At 40.1% G+C, this 17,228-nt stretch carries 15 protein-coding genes and 1 riboswitch; of the genes, 7 read left to right on the forward strand and 8 right to left on the reverse strand.

Annotation, left to right across the window (positions count from 1 at the left end; genetic code table 11):
• Positions 1–148 precede the first annotated feature (148 nt).
• Both IV514_RS05725 and IV514_RS05730 read right to left on the reverse strand, forming a co-directional pair.
• Positions 149–1,474: a diguanylate cyclase gene (locus tag IV514_RS05725; RefSeq protein WP_206483937.1), complete on the reverse strand. Its 1,326-nt coding sequence runs from the start codon at positions 1,472–1,474 to the stop codon at positions 149–151.
• 125 nt (positions 1,475–1,599) lie between these two features.
• Positions 1,600–1,896, reverse strand: coding sequence for a hypothetical protein (locus IV514_RS05730; protein ID WP_206483938.1), 297 nt, complete (start codon positions 1,894–1,896; stop codon positions 1,600–1,602).
• 238 nt (positions 1,897–2,134) lie between these two features.
• On the opposite strand from IV514_RS05730, the gene IV514_RS05735 reads away from it, so the two are divergent.
• The 6 genes from IV514_RS05735 (at position 2,135) to IV514_RS05760 (ending at position 9,740) form a co-directional block, all read left to right on the forward strand.
• Complete coding sequence (locus IV514_RS05735; protein ID WP_206483939.1) at positions 2,135–3,673, forward strand: Re/Si-specific NAD(P)(+) transhydrogenase subunit alpha; 1,539 nt, start codon at positions 2,135–2,137, stop codon at positions 3,671–3,673.
• 9 nt (positions 3,674–3,682) lie between these two features.
• Positions 3,683–5,086, forward strand: a complete 1,404-nt coding sequence (pntB, locus tag IV514_RS05740) for a Re/Si-specific NAD(P)(+) transhydrogenase subunit beta (protein ID WP_206483940.1) — start codon at positions 3,683–3,685, stop codon at positions 5,084–5,086.
• Positions 5,087–5,205: 119 nt separating this feature from the next.
• Entirely contained in the window at positions 5,206–6,081 is an 876-nt protein-coding gene (locus IV514_RS05745) for a 1-acyl-sn-glycerol-3-phosphate acyltransferase (protein ID WP_206483941.1), read from the forward strand.
• Between the two features lie 198 nt (positions 6,082–6,279).
• Positions 6,280–7,680, forward strand: coding sequence for an alanine/glycine:cation symporter family protein (locus tag IV514_RS05750; RefSeq protein WP_346776898.1), 1,401 nt, complete (start codon positions 6,280–6,282; stop codon positions 7,678–7,680).
• 99 nt (positions 7,681–7,779) lie between these two features.
• The gene (locus IV514_RS05755; protein ID WP_206483942.1) at positions 7,780–9,087 is read left to right on the forward strand and encodes a DEAD/DEAH box helicase; all 1,308 of its coding nucleotides are present in this window, start codon (positions 7,780–7,782) and stop codon (positions 9,085–9,087) included.
• A complete protein-coding gene (locus tag IV514_RS05760) occupies positions 9,087–9,740 on the forward strand; it encodes a hypothetical protein (protein WP_206483943.1) in 654 nt (217 codons plus the stop codon). Before IV514_RS05755 ends, IV514_RS05760 begins: the two co-directional genes overlap by 1 nt.
• Here IV514_RS05760 and IV514_RS05765 read toward each other — a convergent pair.
• The gene (locus IV514_RS05765; RefSeq protein WP_206483944.1) at positions 9,726–10,616 is read right to left on the reverse strand and encodes a GGDEF domain-containing protein; all 891 of its coding nucleotides are present in this window, start codon (positions 10,614–10,616) and stop codon (positions 9,726–9,728) included. The genes IV514_RS05760 and IV514_RS05765 overlap by 15 nt on opposite strands.
• Positions 10,617–10,864: 248 nt before the next feature.
• Here IV514_RS05765 and IV514_RS05770 point away from each other — a divergent pair, with 248 nt between their 5' ends.
• Positions 10,865–12,832, forward strand: coding sequence for a monovalent cation:proton antiporter family protein (locus tag IV514_RS05770; RefSeq protein ID WP_206483945.1), 1,968 nt, complete (start codon positions 10,865–10,867; stop codon positions 12,830–12,832).
• Positions 12,833–12,837: 5 nt separating this feature from the next.
• On the opposite strand, the gene IV514_RS05775 is transcribed toward IV514_RS05770, so the two are convergent.
• The 5 genes from IV514_RS05775 to IV514_RS05795 form a co-directional block, all read right to left on the reverse strand.
• Positions 12,838–13,995 carry a patatin-like phospholipase family protein gene (locus IV514_RS05775; RefSeq protein ID WP_206483946.1) on the reverse strand — a complete coding sequence of 386 codons (1,158 nt, stop codon included), beginning with the start codon at positions 13,993–13,995 and terminating at the stop codon, positions 12,838–12,840.
• Positions 13,996–14,181: 186 nt separating this feature from the next.
• Positions 14,182–14,541, reverse strand: a complete 360-nt coding sequence (locus IV514_RS05780; RefSeq protein WP_241242179.1) for a DUF3718 domain-containing protein — start codon at positions 14,539–14,541, stop codon at positions 14,182–14,184.
• 60 nt (positions 14,542–14,601) lie between these two features.
• A riboswitch (cyclic di-GMP riboswitch) is annotated at positions 14,602–14,697 on the reverse strand.
• A gap of 210 nt (positions 14,698–14,907) precedes the next feature.
• Positions 14,908–15,564, reverse strand: a complete 657-nt coding sequence (locus tag IV514_RS05785; RefSeq protein WP_206483947.1) for a 3-oxoacid CoA-transferase subunit B — start codon at positions 15,562–15,564, stop codon at positions 14,908–14,910.
• 10 nt (positions 15,565–15,574) lie between these two features.
• On the reverse strand, positions 15,575–16,276 hold the full coding sequence (locus IV514_RS05790) for a CoA transferase subunit A (RefSeq protein WP_206483948.1): 702 nt from the start codon (positions 16,274–16,276) through the stop codon (positions 15,575–15,577).
• Positions 16,277–16,307: 31 nt separating this feature from the next.
• Positions 16,308–17,210 (reverse strand): hydroxymethylglutaryl-CoA lyase, encoded by a 903-nt coding sequence (locus tag IV514_RS05795; RefSeq protein WP_241242180.1) that lies wholly within the window; start codon positions 17,208–17,210, stop codon positions 16,308–16,310.
• Between the last annotated feature and the right edge of the window lie 18 nt (positions 17,211–17,228).

The following is a 17,228-nucleotide window of genomic DNA, read 5'->3' on the forward strand; positions in this document are numbered from 1 at the left end:
TAAAAGTAAACAACGCTGATTATAACAGCTTGTTTAATGGATGATTATTATTAGTTAATATTAGAAAATGCAAGCTGAGCATAGATTTTATCGGTTAAAAAACATGATGCAAAGCGATCTTTATCTATTGATATTAAGTGGCTTGGAATTAATGGCTATTCTCTTTAGTTAATGGTTCGTCTGATGCTGACAACATACTATTGTTAAAAAGCTTATAAGTGACAGTTGGATCCTTTTTCGCTTCATACATGGCCAGATCAGCATACTCGATCAACTCTGTACATGTGGTGGTGTCGTCAGGGGTAATTGATACGCCAATGCTAATTGAAATTTCCATTTGTTTGCCTTTGATTTCCGTCGGTAGAGCAAATTCATTCTGGATTTTATGAATTATGGCGATGACATTAGCGATGTCGTTAATGTTTTTCAATATCACTAAAAACTCATCCCCTCCTAAACGAAAAACAATGTCGCTAGAACGGGTAGAAGCGAGTAACTTTGTTGCAGTCTCTTTTAAAATTAGATCTCCAAAATCATGGCCTAAGGAATCGTTAATTGGCTTAAATGAGTTCAGATCTATAAATAAGACTGCGCTTTTATCACCATCTAGTTGAGATTGTGAAATGGCATAATTAAGCTCTTGATTAACAGTTAAACGGTTGCGTAACCCTGTTAAACCGTCATGGTTCGCTTTGTGATCTAATATTTGCTCCCTTTCAGTGACTTTTTGACTCATCTCATAAAAAGCTGATAACAGATTGCCCATTTCGTCTCTGCCAACGATATCGCCGGCTTCAACTTTTTGTCCATGTTCGACTTTCTCAGCGCTTTTCACCAGTAATTTTAAGGGCGTAAATAAGCTGTTTTGCAAAAACAGGTAAGTAACAAATGCTAAGCAGATTAAGATAGCCAGCTCCACATAAATGAGTGTGGTAATTTTAGCTCTGTTCTCTCGATAACTGCCTTTTCTTTGTTCTAAAAGCAGGTTTTCTTTACTGGAAAATGTTGCCATATACGCGCGAATATCATCCATTAATTGCTTGCCATGATCCTCGTTTACCAGTTGATAAGCCTGCGCTTTTTCACCTGATTCTACAGCAGAAATTGTGTGTGCTAACTCGTTAAACTTTTCGTCCATCTTTGTGGTAACTTCACTGAGTACGGCTTGTTGTTCAGGGTTGTCTTTAGTTAATTTTTTAAGTAAGGATAAGGTATTAAGTGAAGCGATATGTCCCTGATGATATGGTTGAAGGTACGCAGTATCTTCGGTAAGTAAATAGCCGCGCTGGCCTGTTTCCGCATCTTTTAAGTGGCTGAGCAAGCTTTTAGCATTCATCAGCACATTATGGGTGTGATGTACCCATTTAAGCTTTTCTTCACCTAACTGTTCAAGCCAAAAGGTAAAAGCCACATTTAATGTTGCTGAGATAAATAAGGTGAGCATTAATGCAGTTAATCGAAAACGGATACTCATTGGTTAGCCTAGTGGTAAAATGTTTATTTCGTTAATTAACTTCTAGTATAGTTTAAACTCGCTTGATATTCATCATATTGAAAAGTATGAGTAAAATGATGTGTTTGCAATGATGAAATTATTGATTAATGACCAATAGACGTAAAAACACCAACAGATAGTTCAGCCCAAATATAGATAAATACACACAAGGTTAGTAACGCTGAGAATAATTTATTGTTTGGAAACTTGTGGCTAGCAACTATAAATAAACCGCCCATCGTTACACATAATAATGCCATTACAAGAAAATCCCATGGGCTCCATTTTACTTCACTGGAAAATTGCATCGCAGTCAGTGGTATGAGCAAAACCAAGAGAGTACCACATATCAAGTAAACTAAGTTTTGTTTGATTGGTGTGAAGGTTCTCTTTTGTATCATGTCCTCACCTTTATTTTGGCTAAGGTGTTTTAAGCGTATTTTACGATATCAAAGTATAGGAAAACTATGAACTAATCACAATTGCAGAGATGACTGTGACTTTTGAGTATTTACTTTACTTATAATGAATATTCATATTGCTATGATTTAAATCATATTATTTTAGCTAACTGCTGTTTGATTATTGCGCTATAAGTGGTAAAACAATGTACACATAATAAAAAAGACAAGGTGATGTATGATTATAGGAATACCTAAGGAGTCTCAACGGGGAGAAAACCGTGTTGCTACTTCGCCTAACGCAGTCAAGGCATTGCTAAAGCTTGGCTTTAGTGTGCAAATCCAAAAAGGTGCTGGGGTTAAATCAAGCTTTACTGATCAAGAATATCAGGAAGCGGGTGCTGAAATTGTTACCAAGAAAAAATGTTTAACCAGTGATATTGTTTTTAAAGTAAACGCACCTACACTTGCAGAAGCTGAACAGCTAAAAGATGGTAGCACGCTGATTAGTTTTATTGCGCCAGCACAGTCTCCTGAGTTGCTTGAATTATTAAAGAGTAAGTCTATTAATACCTTGGCGATGGAAATGGTGCCACGTATGACTCGCTCACAATCATTAGATGCCTTAAGTTCAATGGCAAATATTGCCGGTTATCGTGCCGTGATTGAAGCAACTAATGCTTTTGGCCGTTTTTTAACTGGGCAAATAACGGCTGCGGGTAATTTACCACCAGCTAAGGTGATGATCATTGGAGCAGGTGTCGCAGGCTTAGCTGCGATTGGTACAGCAGGTAGCTTAGGCGCTATTGTTCGTGCTTTTGATACCCGTCCTGAAGTAAAAGAACAAATTGAAAGTATGGGAGCTGAATTTCTCGAACTTGATTATGAAGAAGAGGATACTGGCTCGGGTGATGGTTATGCAAAAGAAATGAGCCAAGCCTTTATCGATGCTGAGATGGCGCTGTTTTTAGAGCAAGCCAAAGACGTTGATATCATTATTACCACAGCGATGATCCCGGGCAAACCTGCACCGAAATTAATCACCGAAGAAATGGTTAATGCCATGAAAACCGGTAGTGTCATTGTTGATTTAGCCGCTGGCGGTGGCGGAAACTGTGAGCTTACCGAAGCGGGTAAGGTTGTGGATGTTAACGGGGTAAAAGTGATTGGTTATACCGATCTTGTTTCTCGTTTACCTAATCAATCTTCAAGCCTGTACGCCAATAACTTAGTCAATTTGATGAAATTGTTATGCAAAGAAAAAGACGGTGAAGTTTATATTGATTTTGAGGATCAAGTTCAGCGTAATATGACGGTTGTTCATCAAGGTGAAATTACTTTCCCACCACCACCTATTCAAGTGAGTGCAGCGCCGGTTACACAAAAGCCAGCGCAAGTGAAAACTGAAAAAGCAGAAGAGGCCACAGCCGTAAAAAGTGAAAGTAAAAAGCATATTTTCATGGCGGCAGGGGCTGCCTTGTTTGCTTGGGTGGCTAGCGTGGCGCCCGCAGATTTTCTTTCACACTTTACCGTATTCGTTTTAGCTTGTGTCATTGGTTATAACGTGGTGTGGAATGTCAGTCATTCTCTACATACGCCGTTAATGAGTGTCACCAATGCTATTTCAGGCATTATTGTGGTTGGTGCATTACTACAAGTTGGGCAAGATAGTTTACTTATTCAAGTGCTTGCGGGTATTGCGGTGCTCATTGCGACAATCAATATCGTTGGTGGCTTTTACGTCACTAAACGTATGTTAAAAATGTTTAGAAAATAGGGGCACGTCATGGAATTTTCACACGGTTTGATCAGTGCTGCTTATATTATCTCAGCATTATTATTTATTTTTAGTTTATCTGGGCTAAGCAAACAAGAAACGGCTGAAACGGGTAACTGGTATGGTATTGTCGGTATGGCAATTGCGCTTATTGCAACTATCGCTGATCCGCGAGTATCTAACATTGCAGTGATCATTATTACTATGGTGATAGGGGCATTAATAGGTTTGCGTTTAGCGAAAAAAGTAGAAATGACAGAGATGCCTGAGCTAGTGGCTATCCTGCATAGTTTTGTAGGTTTAGCTGCGGTATTGGTGGGGTTTAATAGTTATTTTGAAATGGATCATGGTACTAGTATCGTATTAACGGCAGAGCAGCAGATGGCTGTTAATATTCATCTTGTTGAAGTGTTTCTAGGGGTATTTATTGGAGCGGTTACCTTTACTGGGTCTGTGGTGGCATTTGCTAAGCTACGCGGCATTATCAATACTTCGGCATTGATGCTTCCTCATCGACACAAAATGAACCTTGCTGCGGGTGTGGTTAGTTTGCTTTTAATGGTGAGCTTTGTTCAACAAGGCGGCTATGATAGTGCGTTATATATTATGACAGCCATTGCTTTAGTCTTTGGTTGGCATCTAGTGGCTTCTATTGGCGGCGCTGATATGCCGGTGGTGGTTTCGATGCTTAATTCATATTCTGGTTGGGCCGCCGCCGCTGCAGGGTTTATGCTCAATAATGATTTATTGATAGTCACCGGCGCTTTAGTTGGTTCTTCAGGTGCTATCTTGTCATATATTATGTGTAAAGCGATGAACCGCTCCTTTATTAGTGTCATTGCCGGAGGCTTTGGTACGGATGTCGTTGTGGACAATGACACTGATTATGGTGAGCATGTTGAAACTCAAGCGGATGTTGTCGCGGAAATTTTAGCGGAAGCTAAATCAGTTATTATCGCGCCAGGTTACGGTATGGCGGTGGCGCAAGCGCAGTATCCAGTCTATGAAATGACGCAAGAGTTAATTAATAAAGGTGTGAAGGTCAGATTTGCTATTCATCCTGTAGCAGGGCGCTTACCGGGTCATATGAATGTATTACTTGCTGAAGCTAAAGTTCCTTATGACATTGTACTGGGTATGGATGAAATCAATGAGGATTTTGCTGACACAGATGTCGTCTTGGTGATAGGGGCTAATGACACAGTTAATCCCGCGGCGGCAGAAGATCCTACTAGTCCAATTGCGGGTATGCCAGTGCTCGAAGTGTGGAATGCTAAGCAAGTGGTGGTATTTAAACGCTCCATGAATACAGGCTATGCGGGTGTGCAAAATCCACTATTCTTTAAAGATAATACTCAAATGTTATTTGGTGACGCGAAAGAGTCGGTAGAGAAGATTTATAAAGCGTTATAACGTTATCATTTTCTGATAGAGATCAAGCCAAAGCGAGTAATGTTAATTACTCGCTTTCTTTTTGGCAAAATGTGCTATATTAGCCAAATATTGTTAACTCATCCTACCTGTATAAAATTATGGCTAAGCACCCTTTAACTATTCGCGATACCACTATTTTTGATGGCATTATTGCGAAATACTTTCTTAAATCTATTTTCATATTGTGGTTTAAAATTGCCGGGTGGCAAGTCACTAAGACGACTCCGAAAGGGGCTGGTGTTGCTATAGCAGCGCCGCATACTTCAAATTGGGATTTTGTTTATGCCTTAGGGGCTGCCATTATTCAGGACGTTAAAATTTACTTTTCCATCAAAGACTCATGGTGTAAAAAGCCAGTCATTGGTCGTTTAATGATGTGGCTTGGTGCGATGCCAATAGATCGCTCTTCTAAAGGACAAGGGCAAGTTGATGTTATTAAACAATTTGTCAGTCGCCATAAATCGGCAAAAGTATTCTTTTTATTCACCCCCGAAGGGACACGTGGCAAGGCTCAAAAGTGGAAAACAGGCTTTTATCATGTAGCACAAGGGTGCGGTATACCAATCTTTTTAGCTAAGGTGGATTACTTATTAAAAGAAGCGGGCGTATTTCATTCTTATCAATTGACCGACAATAAAGACGATGATATCAGTGCCATGCAAGCTTCATATAAACGCGTTGCAGGTAAATATACGGATAAGCAGTTTCCTGAGTATATGGGCGCATTACCAACATTTTCAGATAGCGAAACGAAACTGATGGAAGCGATCTATTCACTTAAAGGCATGGCGACAAAAGTAGAGCTGACGGCGAAAATGAAAAAACAGCAAATCTCTACGGCATTATTAGACTTTTTAATCGAAAAGGGCATTGTTGAACAGCTTAACCAACAGGATAATCAAGAGCCATCGTACGGACTTACCTTCATTGGCAAAGGTTGTTTATTACATTTGCGCCCAACGCTTGCCAGTTAACTGTTGATGAACTTTTACCTGATAATCATTTCATTAATAATGGCATAAATAAAAGTAAAACCGATTAGTTTCAACCCTTGTTCTTGGTTATTTTGAACCATTGACGATAGTTTCGTTTCCTTAAGCGTTTGTATTAGTGCTTCTTTTCTAGGGGGAGTTTGCTATGCTGTCGCTAAAATTAAAAGAGGAAATGATGCAGTGATTGAACTTTGGATTGGTACGATTAATGGTTATTTGTGGGGCAGTATTTTAATTTATCTGCTTACTGGCTGTGGTATTTGGTTTACCATTCGCCTGAAAGGACTGCAATTTATCCATTTTTTTCACATGTTTCGCATTTTAAAGTCGAGCAGGAAAGCGAATTCTCACGGCATTTCTTCTTTTCAAGCATTATGTACTTCTTTAGCTGCACGAGTAGGAACCGGAAACCTTATGGGAGTTGCGGTGGCTATTTCATTAGGAGGTGCTGGTGCGGTTTTCTGGATGTGGCTAATTGCTCTAGTAGGTATGGCTACTGCTTATGCTGAAAGTACTCTTGGGCAAGTTTACAAAGAACAAGATCAAAACGGTAATTACCGTGGAGGCCCTGCTTATTACATGAGTAAAGGCTTGCAAAGCAAAGCATTGGCTATCACTTTTTCATTATGTTTATTTTTTGGTTATGGTTTTGTTTTTAGTTCGGTGCAAGCAAATTCAATTACCGATGCTTTTCATGGCTCTTATGGCATAGAACCATTAACTACTGGCATAGTGATAACGATACTGACGGCATTGGTGATTTTTGGCGGTATGAAAAATATTGCGCGATTTGCTGAGCTGACAGTGCCATTTATGGGCTTGGCTTACTTTATTATTTGTCTTGGGGTTATCGGTGGCAACCTTGATAAAATTCCCGCGATTATCAGTGATATATTTGCCTCTGCACTCGGTTTAAAAGAAGCTGGAAGTGGCTTAGTTGGCGCTGCGATTGTCCAAGGAGTGAAACGTGGGCTTTACTCAAATGAAGCCGGTATGGGCAGTGCTCCGAATGCGGCAGCGGCAGCAGTACCTTATCCACCCCATCCTGCATCTCAGGGCTATATGCAAATGTTAGCGGTGTTTTTTGACACTATTGTTATCTGTTCGTGTACGGCATTTATGATCTTATTGTTTGATGGTGCTTCAGGCGAATTTCAAGGGATACAGCTAACGCAGCAAGCGCTGGCATATCAAGTGGGTGATTGGGGGCAAGATTTTATCACTTTTGCTATTTTATTGTTTGCTTTTACTTCAATTGTTGCCAACTTTGCTTATGCAGACAATAACCTAAAATATCTCAATATGGATAATTTACTTGGTCATTGGTTTTTGCGTATTGGTTTTTTAGCCATGTTAGTCTTTGGCTCTGCTGCTAGTTTGCCTGAGGTGATTGCCTTAGCAGATTTATCGACAGGCCTGATGACCATAGTGAATGTAGTTGCGTTATTTTTGTTAAGTAAAGTAGTGGTGAGCGTGACCAAAGACTACCATCAGCAGTGTGCGGCTAACAAATTACCTTGTTATCAGCCAGATAAAACTGAACATAGTAAGCTTCATTTAACTAAAGGAATTTGGCAATAAGTTCGTTAGCGCAGGTTAAACCATAACAGCTTTATGCATCTTAGCTAGAACACTGGTATAATCGGCGCTTTAAACTCTTGGTATAAATTAGGTATTGCAGTGAGTGTTGATTCAATTGGTTTATCAGCAGAATTATTAAAAGCCGTTAAAGCTTGTGGTTATAAAAATTTAACGCCTATTCAGCAACGGGCTATTCCCCTGATCCGCAGTGGAGCCGATGTGTTGGCTAGTGCGCAGACGGGAACAGGAAAAACAGCTGCTTTTACGTTGCCTATTATCGATCAATTAGCGAAGAAAGGTTCTGCAGAGCACGTGCAAGCGTTAATTCTCACGCCCACGCGTGAATTAGCAATGCAAGTGAGTGATAACGTGAAAGCTTATAGTCAGTTTTTACCGTTAACTTCGGGTGTGATTTACGGCGGTGTTAATATGCCTGGACAAACCAAAATGCTCAAACAAGGTGTTGATATTTTAGTGGCAACGCCAGGACGACTACTTGAGCATGTGGTGTTGCGCCATGTTGATTTATCTCAGGTGAAATATTTAGTGCTAGATGAAGCTGATCGTATGCTGGATATGGGGTTTCTAGCCGATGTAGAGCGGGTACTTGCGTCGATTAAGCACCAACATCAAACTTTAATGTTTTCAGCGACCTTCTCCCATAAAGTGAAAGCATTAGCCAAACAGATTTTAACCACCCCAAAAACGATAGAAGTTGCTAAGCAGAATACGACTTCAGGCAAAGTGAAACAAGCTGTCTATTGGGTTAGTGAAGCGCGTAAGCGAGAATTACTGTCTGAGATCATAGGTGTTAATAACTGGCAGCAAGTGTTGGTGTTTGCTGGTACTAAAGAGAGTGCCAATATACTTGCCAAAGAGCTGAAGCTTGATGGTATTAAAGCTGCATTATGTCATGGAGATAAGTCGCAAGGCGCGAGAAATAAAGCGCTGGAGCAATTTGCAAATGGTCAAGTAAGGGTATTGGTTGCAACTGATGTTGCTGCTCGAGGCTTAGACATTGACGAGTTGCCATATGTGGTGAATTTCCATTTACCTTTTCTTGCCGAAGATTATGTGCATCGTATTGGTCGTACAGGGCGGGCAGGTAAATCAGGCACAGCAATTTCCTTAGTGAGCCCAAAAGATGAGAAATTTTTAGGTAATATCGAACAGTTAATTGGTCGCCAATTTGAACGTATTATAGTGCCTGGTTATGAGTTTGATGAAAGGGAAGAAGTTTTTACGCGCCAGAAAGCTAAGGTTGATACTGAAAAGAAAAACCGATATCAAGCTAATCGTGATAAGAATATTGCCATTGAAAGACAACAACAAAATAAGGCGATAAAAGGAAAAGCGAAAAAAGGATTGAAAGCGAAATCGAAAAGTAAAAAAACTAAACGTAAATAATGGCTTACCATTATCAACCAGTTGAAACGCCATTTGATTGTCGGCATCTTTGTTGGTTTTGTGGTGAACCTGCTTCACAGGTCTTTGAATTTCCGCGGGCTGATCATGTCATTGTTGATTGTTTGCATCCCGCGTTATCATTAAAGACTTGTCATGAGTGTTATAACTTTGCCAGAAAAGCAAAAGGAACATCGATTTGGTTGGTGCGTAATGAGGTTAAGCAATCTTTATTACGTACTTATCAAAAAGACTTAGCGATTGGCATTCATTGGACAAAGCAAGAGCTTGAAAACAGTGAATTTGCTGGCGGTAATTTTGAAGGCTTTATGCGAAGTGGCTGGATGATGTATGAAATAGCCCGTCAGCGCGTTAACTTTTCAGGTTGGTCACTGGTGGTTGCAGGGGCTAATATTGATGAGCTTCAATGGCAAACTGCGCTATCGTTTAGCTTTGATGGTGTCACTTACCCCACGATTAATGAGGCTATTTCTCATTATGTTAAGGCCTTTAGTTTACATCGAGATTTTTTCCAAAAAGTGTTGCAACACTTGGGGCAGGATAAGTTTGCCCAAGCGGTGAGGTTTTGCCGTTTACTGGTTGATGCTACCCCAGATGAGCGCAAAGCCGCATTAGGGCAATTAGACAATATTTAGTGTGTTGTGATGTTGTAGTTTGTTTTTATACAGTAGCTGATCGGCACGCTCAAAAAAGCTTTGCTCGTTATCTGCACGATTCATAAAAGTTTTCCCCAAAGAAAACCCCACACCATATTTACTTAATAAACTACATTGACCAACGGCATGGTTAATTCGAGCTTCAATGATATTTAATGAGTCTTCACTGGCATCTTCAACGAGAATGGCAAATTCATCACCACCAAATCGAAAAATACTGTCTGAATCTCGTACGCTTGTCTCCAGTGCTCTGGCAAATTTTAGCAAGACTTGATCGCCCACGCTGTGCCCATAACAGTCATTCACTTCTTTAAACTTGTTTAGATCACAAACGATTATGCCAACTTTAGTATGTTGACGATTGGCGTGATGCATAGCCCGCTTTATTTGTTGATCGAAATAGCGACGGTTACTTAACCCTGTTAATGCATCTTGCATGGCCAGTTGCATAGCTTGTTGGTATTTAATTGCATTATTTAAAGGATATACCAAGAGTTGGTGTAATTTTTTAATAATTTTATGGTTAGTGATACTAATTGGAGAATTTAACGCGTAGGTTAAGGTGCCAATATATTGGTGATTTATTTTTAATTCATAGCGACGTTCTTTTCTAGCAGATTTACTGCCCCTAACCGCTGCACTAATATTAACGGATTTGAAGTATAATCCTGAAAATTCAACATACTTTGCTACTTCCATCGCAAAGATATTAAGTAGCACATTGACATCAAGACTTGTTTGAAGTTGTTCCATTAATGCTAATCGACAAGACGTTTCTTGATGATCTTGTGTGTCGATAACTTTAAATGCATTAAAGTCGATAGCCGTATTTTCAACTAAGTTTAATGTTTGCATAGCACCACCTGTAAAATTGTACATCCTAACTAAGCAATATTTATACCTATATTTTAAATTGTATTTTTAACAATAAGATAGCTTAAGTGTGCGGTTTTATTGGCGTGAGCGGTTAGTAGTTAGCTGATGAAGTCATAAAATTGTCGGCAACAAATTGCCGTTGAAAAATAGTCAAAAAATAACTGTGTTTTACGATATACTCAATTGAGACTTGTAAATTTTACTCATTAATTTTATTAAGGTTTTTAGTGGCACACTATTTAGAAATACTGGCAATACTCACCAGTGCTGTATTAATTGTCTGGTTATTTAGGCGCATTCACTTACCCGCAATTTTAGCTTATCTTGTGGCAGGTATGTTAGTGGGAGAGCATGGTTTAGCACTGACACATGAAAGTGTTGATTATGAACATTTCGCCGAACTCGGTATTGTATTTTTGTTATTTACTCTTGGCTTAGAATTTTCATTGCCGAAGTTAATGGCAATGCGTCATTTAGTGGTTGCGATTGGCAGCTTACAAGTGGGTATTTCGTTACTTGTTTTTATGCTGTTAGCCATGTTTTTAGGGCAAGGTTTTGCCAGTGCATTGGTTATTGGTGGTGTGCTTGCTTTGTCTTCCACCGCGATTGTGATCCGTCAGCTCAGTGAAAGTGGCGCAATGAAGCGAAAATCTGGGCAGATTGCCGTCGCAGTACTGCTTTTTCAAGATGTTGCTGTTGTTCCTTTATTAATTATTATCCCGATGTTTGCTGAGCAAACCGATAGCTCAATGCTATTAGCGTTAATCTATGCGTTAGTAAAAGGGGTCTTTGTCGTTGGCATATTGTTATCTGCGGGTAAGTGGCTATTACCTCGTTTATTTAATCTTGTGGCGCAAGTGCGCACCGATGAATTGTTTGTATTAACTACCTTATTAGTGACTTTAGTGGCTGCTGCGCTGACGCAATGGTTTGGTTTGTCTATGGCATTAGGGGCTTTCTTAGCCGGAATGATGCTTGGTGAAAGCCAGTACAAACACCAACTCGAAGCCGATATTAGGCCATATCGTGATATTTTATTAGGGTTATTTTTTGTCACAGTTGGGATGAAATTAGACGTTGTCATTTTAGTGTCATCACCGCTAACCGTACTGACATTATTAGTTGGCTTTTTATTAATAAAAATAGTGATCATTAAATACTTAGTGGTGCGGGCAGGCGAGCAACCCAAAGATGCCTGGGCATCGGCTATTATGTTAGCCCAAATGGGAGAGTTTGGTTTTGTACTAATTGCTTTAGCAACGCAGGTGAATGTGTTGCCATTAGAAGAGGCCTCTTTATTACTCGGTGCTGGTGTCTTAAGTATGGCGATCACACCATTTATGGTGGAACATGCGCGTCAATGGGGCGTCTGGTTAAGTAATGAACCCGAAAAAGACACCCATGATCTAGCTGATTTGCCCAGTCAGACTGAGATGCAAGATCATGTGATCATTTGTGGTTTTGGGCGTATCGGCCAAACAGTCAGTCGATTTTTAAAACAAGAATCGATTCCTTTTGTTGCCATCGATATAGACCCATTGCGAACAACTAAAGCCCGTGAAGCAGGTGAACATGTGTTATTTGGCTCATCGCGTAAAACAGAATTGTTAGAAGCGGCACAATTGTATAAAGCTAAGCTGGTTGTTATTGCGTTCGGCGAAGATAGTCAATCCATAGAAGTGATCCAAAAAGTACGTTCTTTGGCACCTGATGTACCTATTTTAGTCAGAACAAGAAATGATGATAACTTGGATAAACTGCAGGAAGTTGGTGCTAATCAAGTGGTACCAGAGAGCTTAGAAGGGAGCTTAATGCTGGTGTCGCAGGTATTGTCACTCACAGGCGTTCCTTTTTCTCGTATTGTTAAACGGGTACAAAAAGAGCGAAAAAATCATTACAGCCATTTGCATGGTTTTTTTCAAGGGGAGCATACCGATATGAGCCCTGAAGCAATGGATCGCATTGAGTTTGCTCACGCAGTGTTATTGACCGATGATTCATATGCTGTTGGTCGTAGTATCGAAGCGCTTAATTTAACTTCGCGTCGAGTCAAAGTTGTTAGTTTAAAGCGTCATGAGATTGAATCCGAAGAGCCAGAGCCTACTACTGTGTTGCAAGCTCAGGATACCTTAGTGATCAGAGGTAAACCACGTCGTATTGAGCGAGTGGAACGATATATTCAAGAAGGGGGCTAACCTGCCTAATTGAGTGCTAAATATTCGCGAATACGTTGTTCTTGAGCTAACGCGTCATCATATCCTAGTTGGATAAGGTGGCGACAGTAATGTTTATCAAATAAAAGGTAGCTGATAATACTTGATTCAGGATCATTTGCGATACCCATGCTGCGCAGTAATGTGCGAATAGTTAGCGGCAGTTGATGGTAATATTCGACGGCAATTGCATTAAAGTCATGGCTCGGATTAATGACAAAAGAGTCAATTTTTTTTAAGCCTTCATGTGCCTGTTGTTGTTCAGGCTCGATCAATGACAAAGTATTATTGACACGATGCATACGCTCTAAATCACTTTGCAGGGTATCGGAAAATATCCCGTCGAGTAAGTGACCAGCAATGGTTGCGGTTGTTGGGGGATGTGGGTTGTTTTCTCTTGGGTGTAATGGCTCTCTCGGTTGTTCTACACCTATCACGAAAAGTTTCTCCCCACCTAAATGAATGGCAGGACTTAGTGGTGACAGCTGATGTACTGAGCCGTCGCCATAATGCTCATTCAATATTTTTACTGAAGGAAAAACAAGCGGAATAGCGGCAGAAGCTAACAGGTGATGACTATTGATCAAGCTTGGAATACCCCGGCGTTTCGCTCTAAACCAAGGTTTTATTGTTGATTCTGATTGAAAGAAGCTAATTGAGTCACCGCTGGTATAACTTGAGGTAGTAACAGAGACAGCAGAAAGAAAGTTTTTTCGGATATTATTATCGATACGTTTGTAATCAACTACTTCGTTTAACAATGAACGCAATGGGGCATTATTGAGCAAACTTCTTGGTGTTTTATTTGCGTAGTCGGCCTGAAAACTTGCCATCATTGCCTTTAAAATATGGCTGGAAACGCGGTACGGATCACTGTGATATATTCTACTGGTGGTGAGATTTTTCCACACCCATTCTAATTTTTTCACGCCTAACTGAAAACAAGAAGCATAACAGGCAAGTGCGGTTGTATTGATTGCACCTGCCGAGGTACCACAAATAATAGGAAAAGGGATCGGACGATTGCGTGGCGAAAATTTGGCAATCGCTGACAGTACTCCTACTTGATACGCTGCTCGGGCACCGCCACCTGTAAGTACTAAGGCATTTTTACTGTCTTTATAGATTCTTTTTATGTGTGACATCGATAAGGTAATTGTTAATTAACAAATTAATTGTAATAGCTTTATGTTAATAAACCAATAATTAAATAGTTAACTTACTGACAAAAAAGAAAAAAGCCAGCAAAGCTGGCTTTTTTAAATGACATAGAATTATTAGCTAGTAAAACAGTTTTTGCTATTACAAATAACGCCTACTAAAAAATAATTTTAGCTGCTAATGCGTTCGTTAGCAGCGTCTATCAACGGTTGCGATCCACTTTGCAAATCGGCTAAGTTATCTGACACAACTTTCTTCGGTAATTTAGAAATCATCAAAGTACCTGTGTCTACAGAGCCTCTTGCTGCTGCAAAGACCAACAAGTTTTTACCATTACATTCAATACCATCAAAAACTCGACGAATTTTTAATCTATTTGCCTTTAAAAATGAGCGCATGCGTCTCTTATCATCAGCGGCAACGTACTCACATAAGCTTTGTGCTATGTTAGCAGCCTGTGCTTTTGGAACAGATACTACAGACGTCAATGTTAAAGCTGTAATTGTAGAAACTAGTAATAATTTTTTCATTTTAATAACCTTGTAATTAATGAGTTAATAAAAGAAAAAACCACGGGACGTACCTAATAACATGGTAACTCCGCTGTCATAGATAATACACAATGTAAAACCCTTAGACCGGTGGTTTTGCGTAACACGTTTTCGCGTGTCTTGCCTTTTCTTTGTCACCTTTAGTATTACTAAATCTGAGTTAAATTGCAAGTTAGGGGAATTTAGCTGCCAATAAAGGGGGGCGGGGAATTAATTCTTATATTAATTAAAACAATTATTTATGACATGAAAGAACATTTTTTAAGCTGTTGATTGACTTTTGTATACCTGACGAATGTACAAAAAAGGGAAGCAACAGCTTCCCTCTTATTCTCATAGTTGATGCTAAAATTGCATCTCAGGTACGTTATCGGGGATCACTAATTCACCTTCGGTTAACTTAGCTATCTCCTCTACTGAAACGCCCGGTGCACGTTCAAGTAGGTGAAACTTCCCTTCTTTGATTTCAATAAAAGCCAGATCTGTAAGTACTTTTTTAATACAACCTTTACCTGTCAGGGGAAGGGTACAGTTAGATAAAAGCTTGGAAACGCCATGTTTTGACGCATGGGTCATAGTGACGATGATGTTATCGGCACCGGCCACTAAATCCATGGCTCCACCCATACCTTTGATCAGTTTACCTGGGATCATATAAGAAGCGATATTACCATTAACATCCACTTCAAATGCACCTAAAACGGTCAAATCAACATGGCCACCACGTATCATGGCAAATGATTCTGCTGAATCAAAAATAGAAGCACCTGTTGCCATAGTAACGGTTTGTTTACCAGCATTAATTAAGTCGGCATCTAACTCTGCTTCGGTTGGAAATTCTCCCATACCCAATAAGCCGTTTTCCGATTGCAGCATTACTTCCATGCCTTTCGGTACATAATTAGCGACTAAAGTAGGGATACCAATACCTAAGTTAACGTAATAACCATCTTGTAATTCTTGTGCTACACGTTGTGCGAGTTGTTCTCTTGATAAAGCCATTGATCACTCCTTATTTTTCACGCACGGTGCGTTGTTCAATTCGTTTTTCGAAGCTACCTTGGATCAGGCGATTAACGTAAATGCCAGGGGTGTGGATTTGATCCGGATCTAATTCACCCGGTTCAACAATTTCTTCTACTTCCACGACTGTTATTTTACCCGCTGTCGCTGCCATCGGGTTGAAGTTGCGAGCTGTTTTTCTAAATACTAAATTACCATATCTATCGGCTTTCCATGCTTTAACTATGGCAAAATCACCGGTAATGGCAGGTTCTAAAATATAATGGCGTCCATCAAATTCGCGTTCTTCTTTTCCTTCCGCAACTGGCGTACCGTATCCTGTCGCAGTATAGAATGCAGGAATCCCCGCGCCGCCAGCGCGCATTTTTTCTGCCAATGTGCCTTGAGGGGTTAATTCTACTTCTAATTCACCGCTCATCATTTGACGCTCAAATTCGGCATTTTCACCGACATAGGAAGCGATAATTTTTTTGATTTGACGATCCGGTAATAATACCCCTAAGCCAAAATCGTCTACACCACAGTTGTTAGAGACTAGGGTTAATCCTTTTGTGCCCTTGCGTTTTATTTCAGCAATGAGGTTTTCAGGAATGCCACACAAGCCAAAACCACCTGCGATGACTGTCATGTTATCTTCAAGACCTGCCATGGCTTCTTCGTAGCTTGACACTACTTTGTCAAATCCGGCCATTATTTACTCCTTGATTAGAGGTATTCATTGATTAATTGTTTTGCGCACGATACGCATTTGAAACTTTCGATATTGGTGCTTTGCCTAAAATGTCACTGATATACCAACCAGCGGCTAATAACTTGTTCAAGTCAATGCCTGTTTCGATGGATAAACCGTTAAGTAGGTATACCACGTCTTCTGTGGCGACATTTCCTGAAGCGCCTTTAGCATAAGGGCAACCACCTAAACCAGCAACGGCGCTGTCGATAATTGCTATGCCATTTTGCAAAGCAGTGTAAATATTGGTTAACGCCTGACCATAGGTATCATGAAAATGAACAGCGAGGTGTTGCTTGGGCACTCTGGCTATTACTGCCTGTAACATATTTTGCACACTGGCTGCTGTTCCCACACCTATGGTGTCACCAAGTGATATTTCATAGCAGCCCATCTCAAATAACTTTTCAGCGACTTCCGCTACTTTTTCCGGTGCAATATCACCATCGTACGGGCAGCCAACTACACAAGAAACATAGCCTCTAACTTTTATATTGGCTTGTTTAGCAGCCGTGATGATCGGCGCAAAGCGTTCAATGCTTTCATCAATTGAACAATTGATGTTCTTTTGGCTAAAGCCCTCTGATGCAGCAGCAAAGATAGCAACTTCATCAGCATTAGCCGCAATAGCTGCTTCATATCCTTTGATGTTAGGGGTTAATGCGGCATAAGTGACATCGGCGTGTCGACTGATCCCATTAAAAACATCCGTAGAAGTCGCCATTTGCGGTACCCATTTAGGGGAAACAAAACTACCACTTTCGATATAAGACAAACCTGCATCGCTTAGTTTATCGATCAAAGTGATTTTGTCTTGTGCACTGATCAGTTGTTTCTCATTTTGTAGACCGTCTCGAGGTCCTACTTCAACAATTTTGACGTTTTTTGGCAGCATTATTACATATCCTCGTCA

This window comes from Thalassotalea sp. G2M2-11, assembly GCF_017168195.1.
Lineage (GTDB): Bacteria > Pseudomonadota > Gammaproteobacteria > Enterobacterales > Alteromonadaceae > Thalassotalea_E.

Coding starts and splice junctions, on each gene's coding strand:
- IV514_RS05775 (WP_206483946.1), bottom strand. CDS start 13,995: ATGTCACACATAAAAAGAATCTATAAAGACAGTAAAAATGCCTTAGTA.
- pntB (WP_206483940.1), top strand. CDS start 3,683: ATGGAATTTTCACACGGTTTGATCAGTGCTGCTTATATTATCTCAGCA.
- IV514_RS05725 (WP_206483937.1), bottom strand. CDS start 1,474: ATGAGTATCCGTTTTCGATTAACTGCATTAATGCTCACCTTATTTATC.
- IV514_RS05765 (WP_206483944.1), bottom strand. CDS start 10,616: ATGCAAACATTAAACTTAGTTGAAAATACGGCTATCGACTTTAATGCA.
- IV514_RS05795 (WP_241242180.1), bottom strand. CDS start 17,210: ATGCTGCCAAAAAACGTCAAAATTGTTGAAGTAGGACCTCGAGACGGT.
- IV514_RS05730 (WP_206483938.1), bottom strand. CDS start 1,896: ATGATACAAAAGAGAACCTTCACACCAATCAAACAAAACTTAGTTTAC.
- IV514_RS05790 (WP_206483948.1), bottom strand. CDS start 16,276: ATGGCCGGATTTGACAAAGTAGTGTCAAGCTACGAAGAAGCCATGGCA.
- IV514_RS05785 (WP_206483947.1), bottom strand. CDS start 15,564: ATGGCTTTATCAAGAGAACAACTCGCACAACGTGTAGCACAAGAATTA.
- IV514_RS05745 (WP_206483941.1), top strand. CDS start 5,206: ATGGCTAAGCACCCTTTAACTATTCGCGATACCACTATTTTTGATGGC.
- IV514_RS05735 (WP_206483939.1), top strand. CDS start 2,135: ATGATTATAGGAATACCTAAGGAGTCTCAACGGGGAGAAAACCGTGTT.
- IV514_RS05760 (WP_206483943.1), top strand. CDS start 9,087: ATGGCTTACCATTATCAACCAGTTGAAACGCCATTTGATTGTCGGCAT.
- IV514_RS05780 (WP_241242179.1), bottom strand. CDS start 14,541: ATGAAAAAATTATTACTAGTTTCTACAATTACAGCTTTAACATTGACG.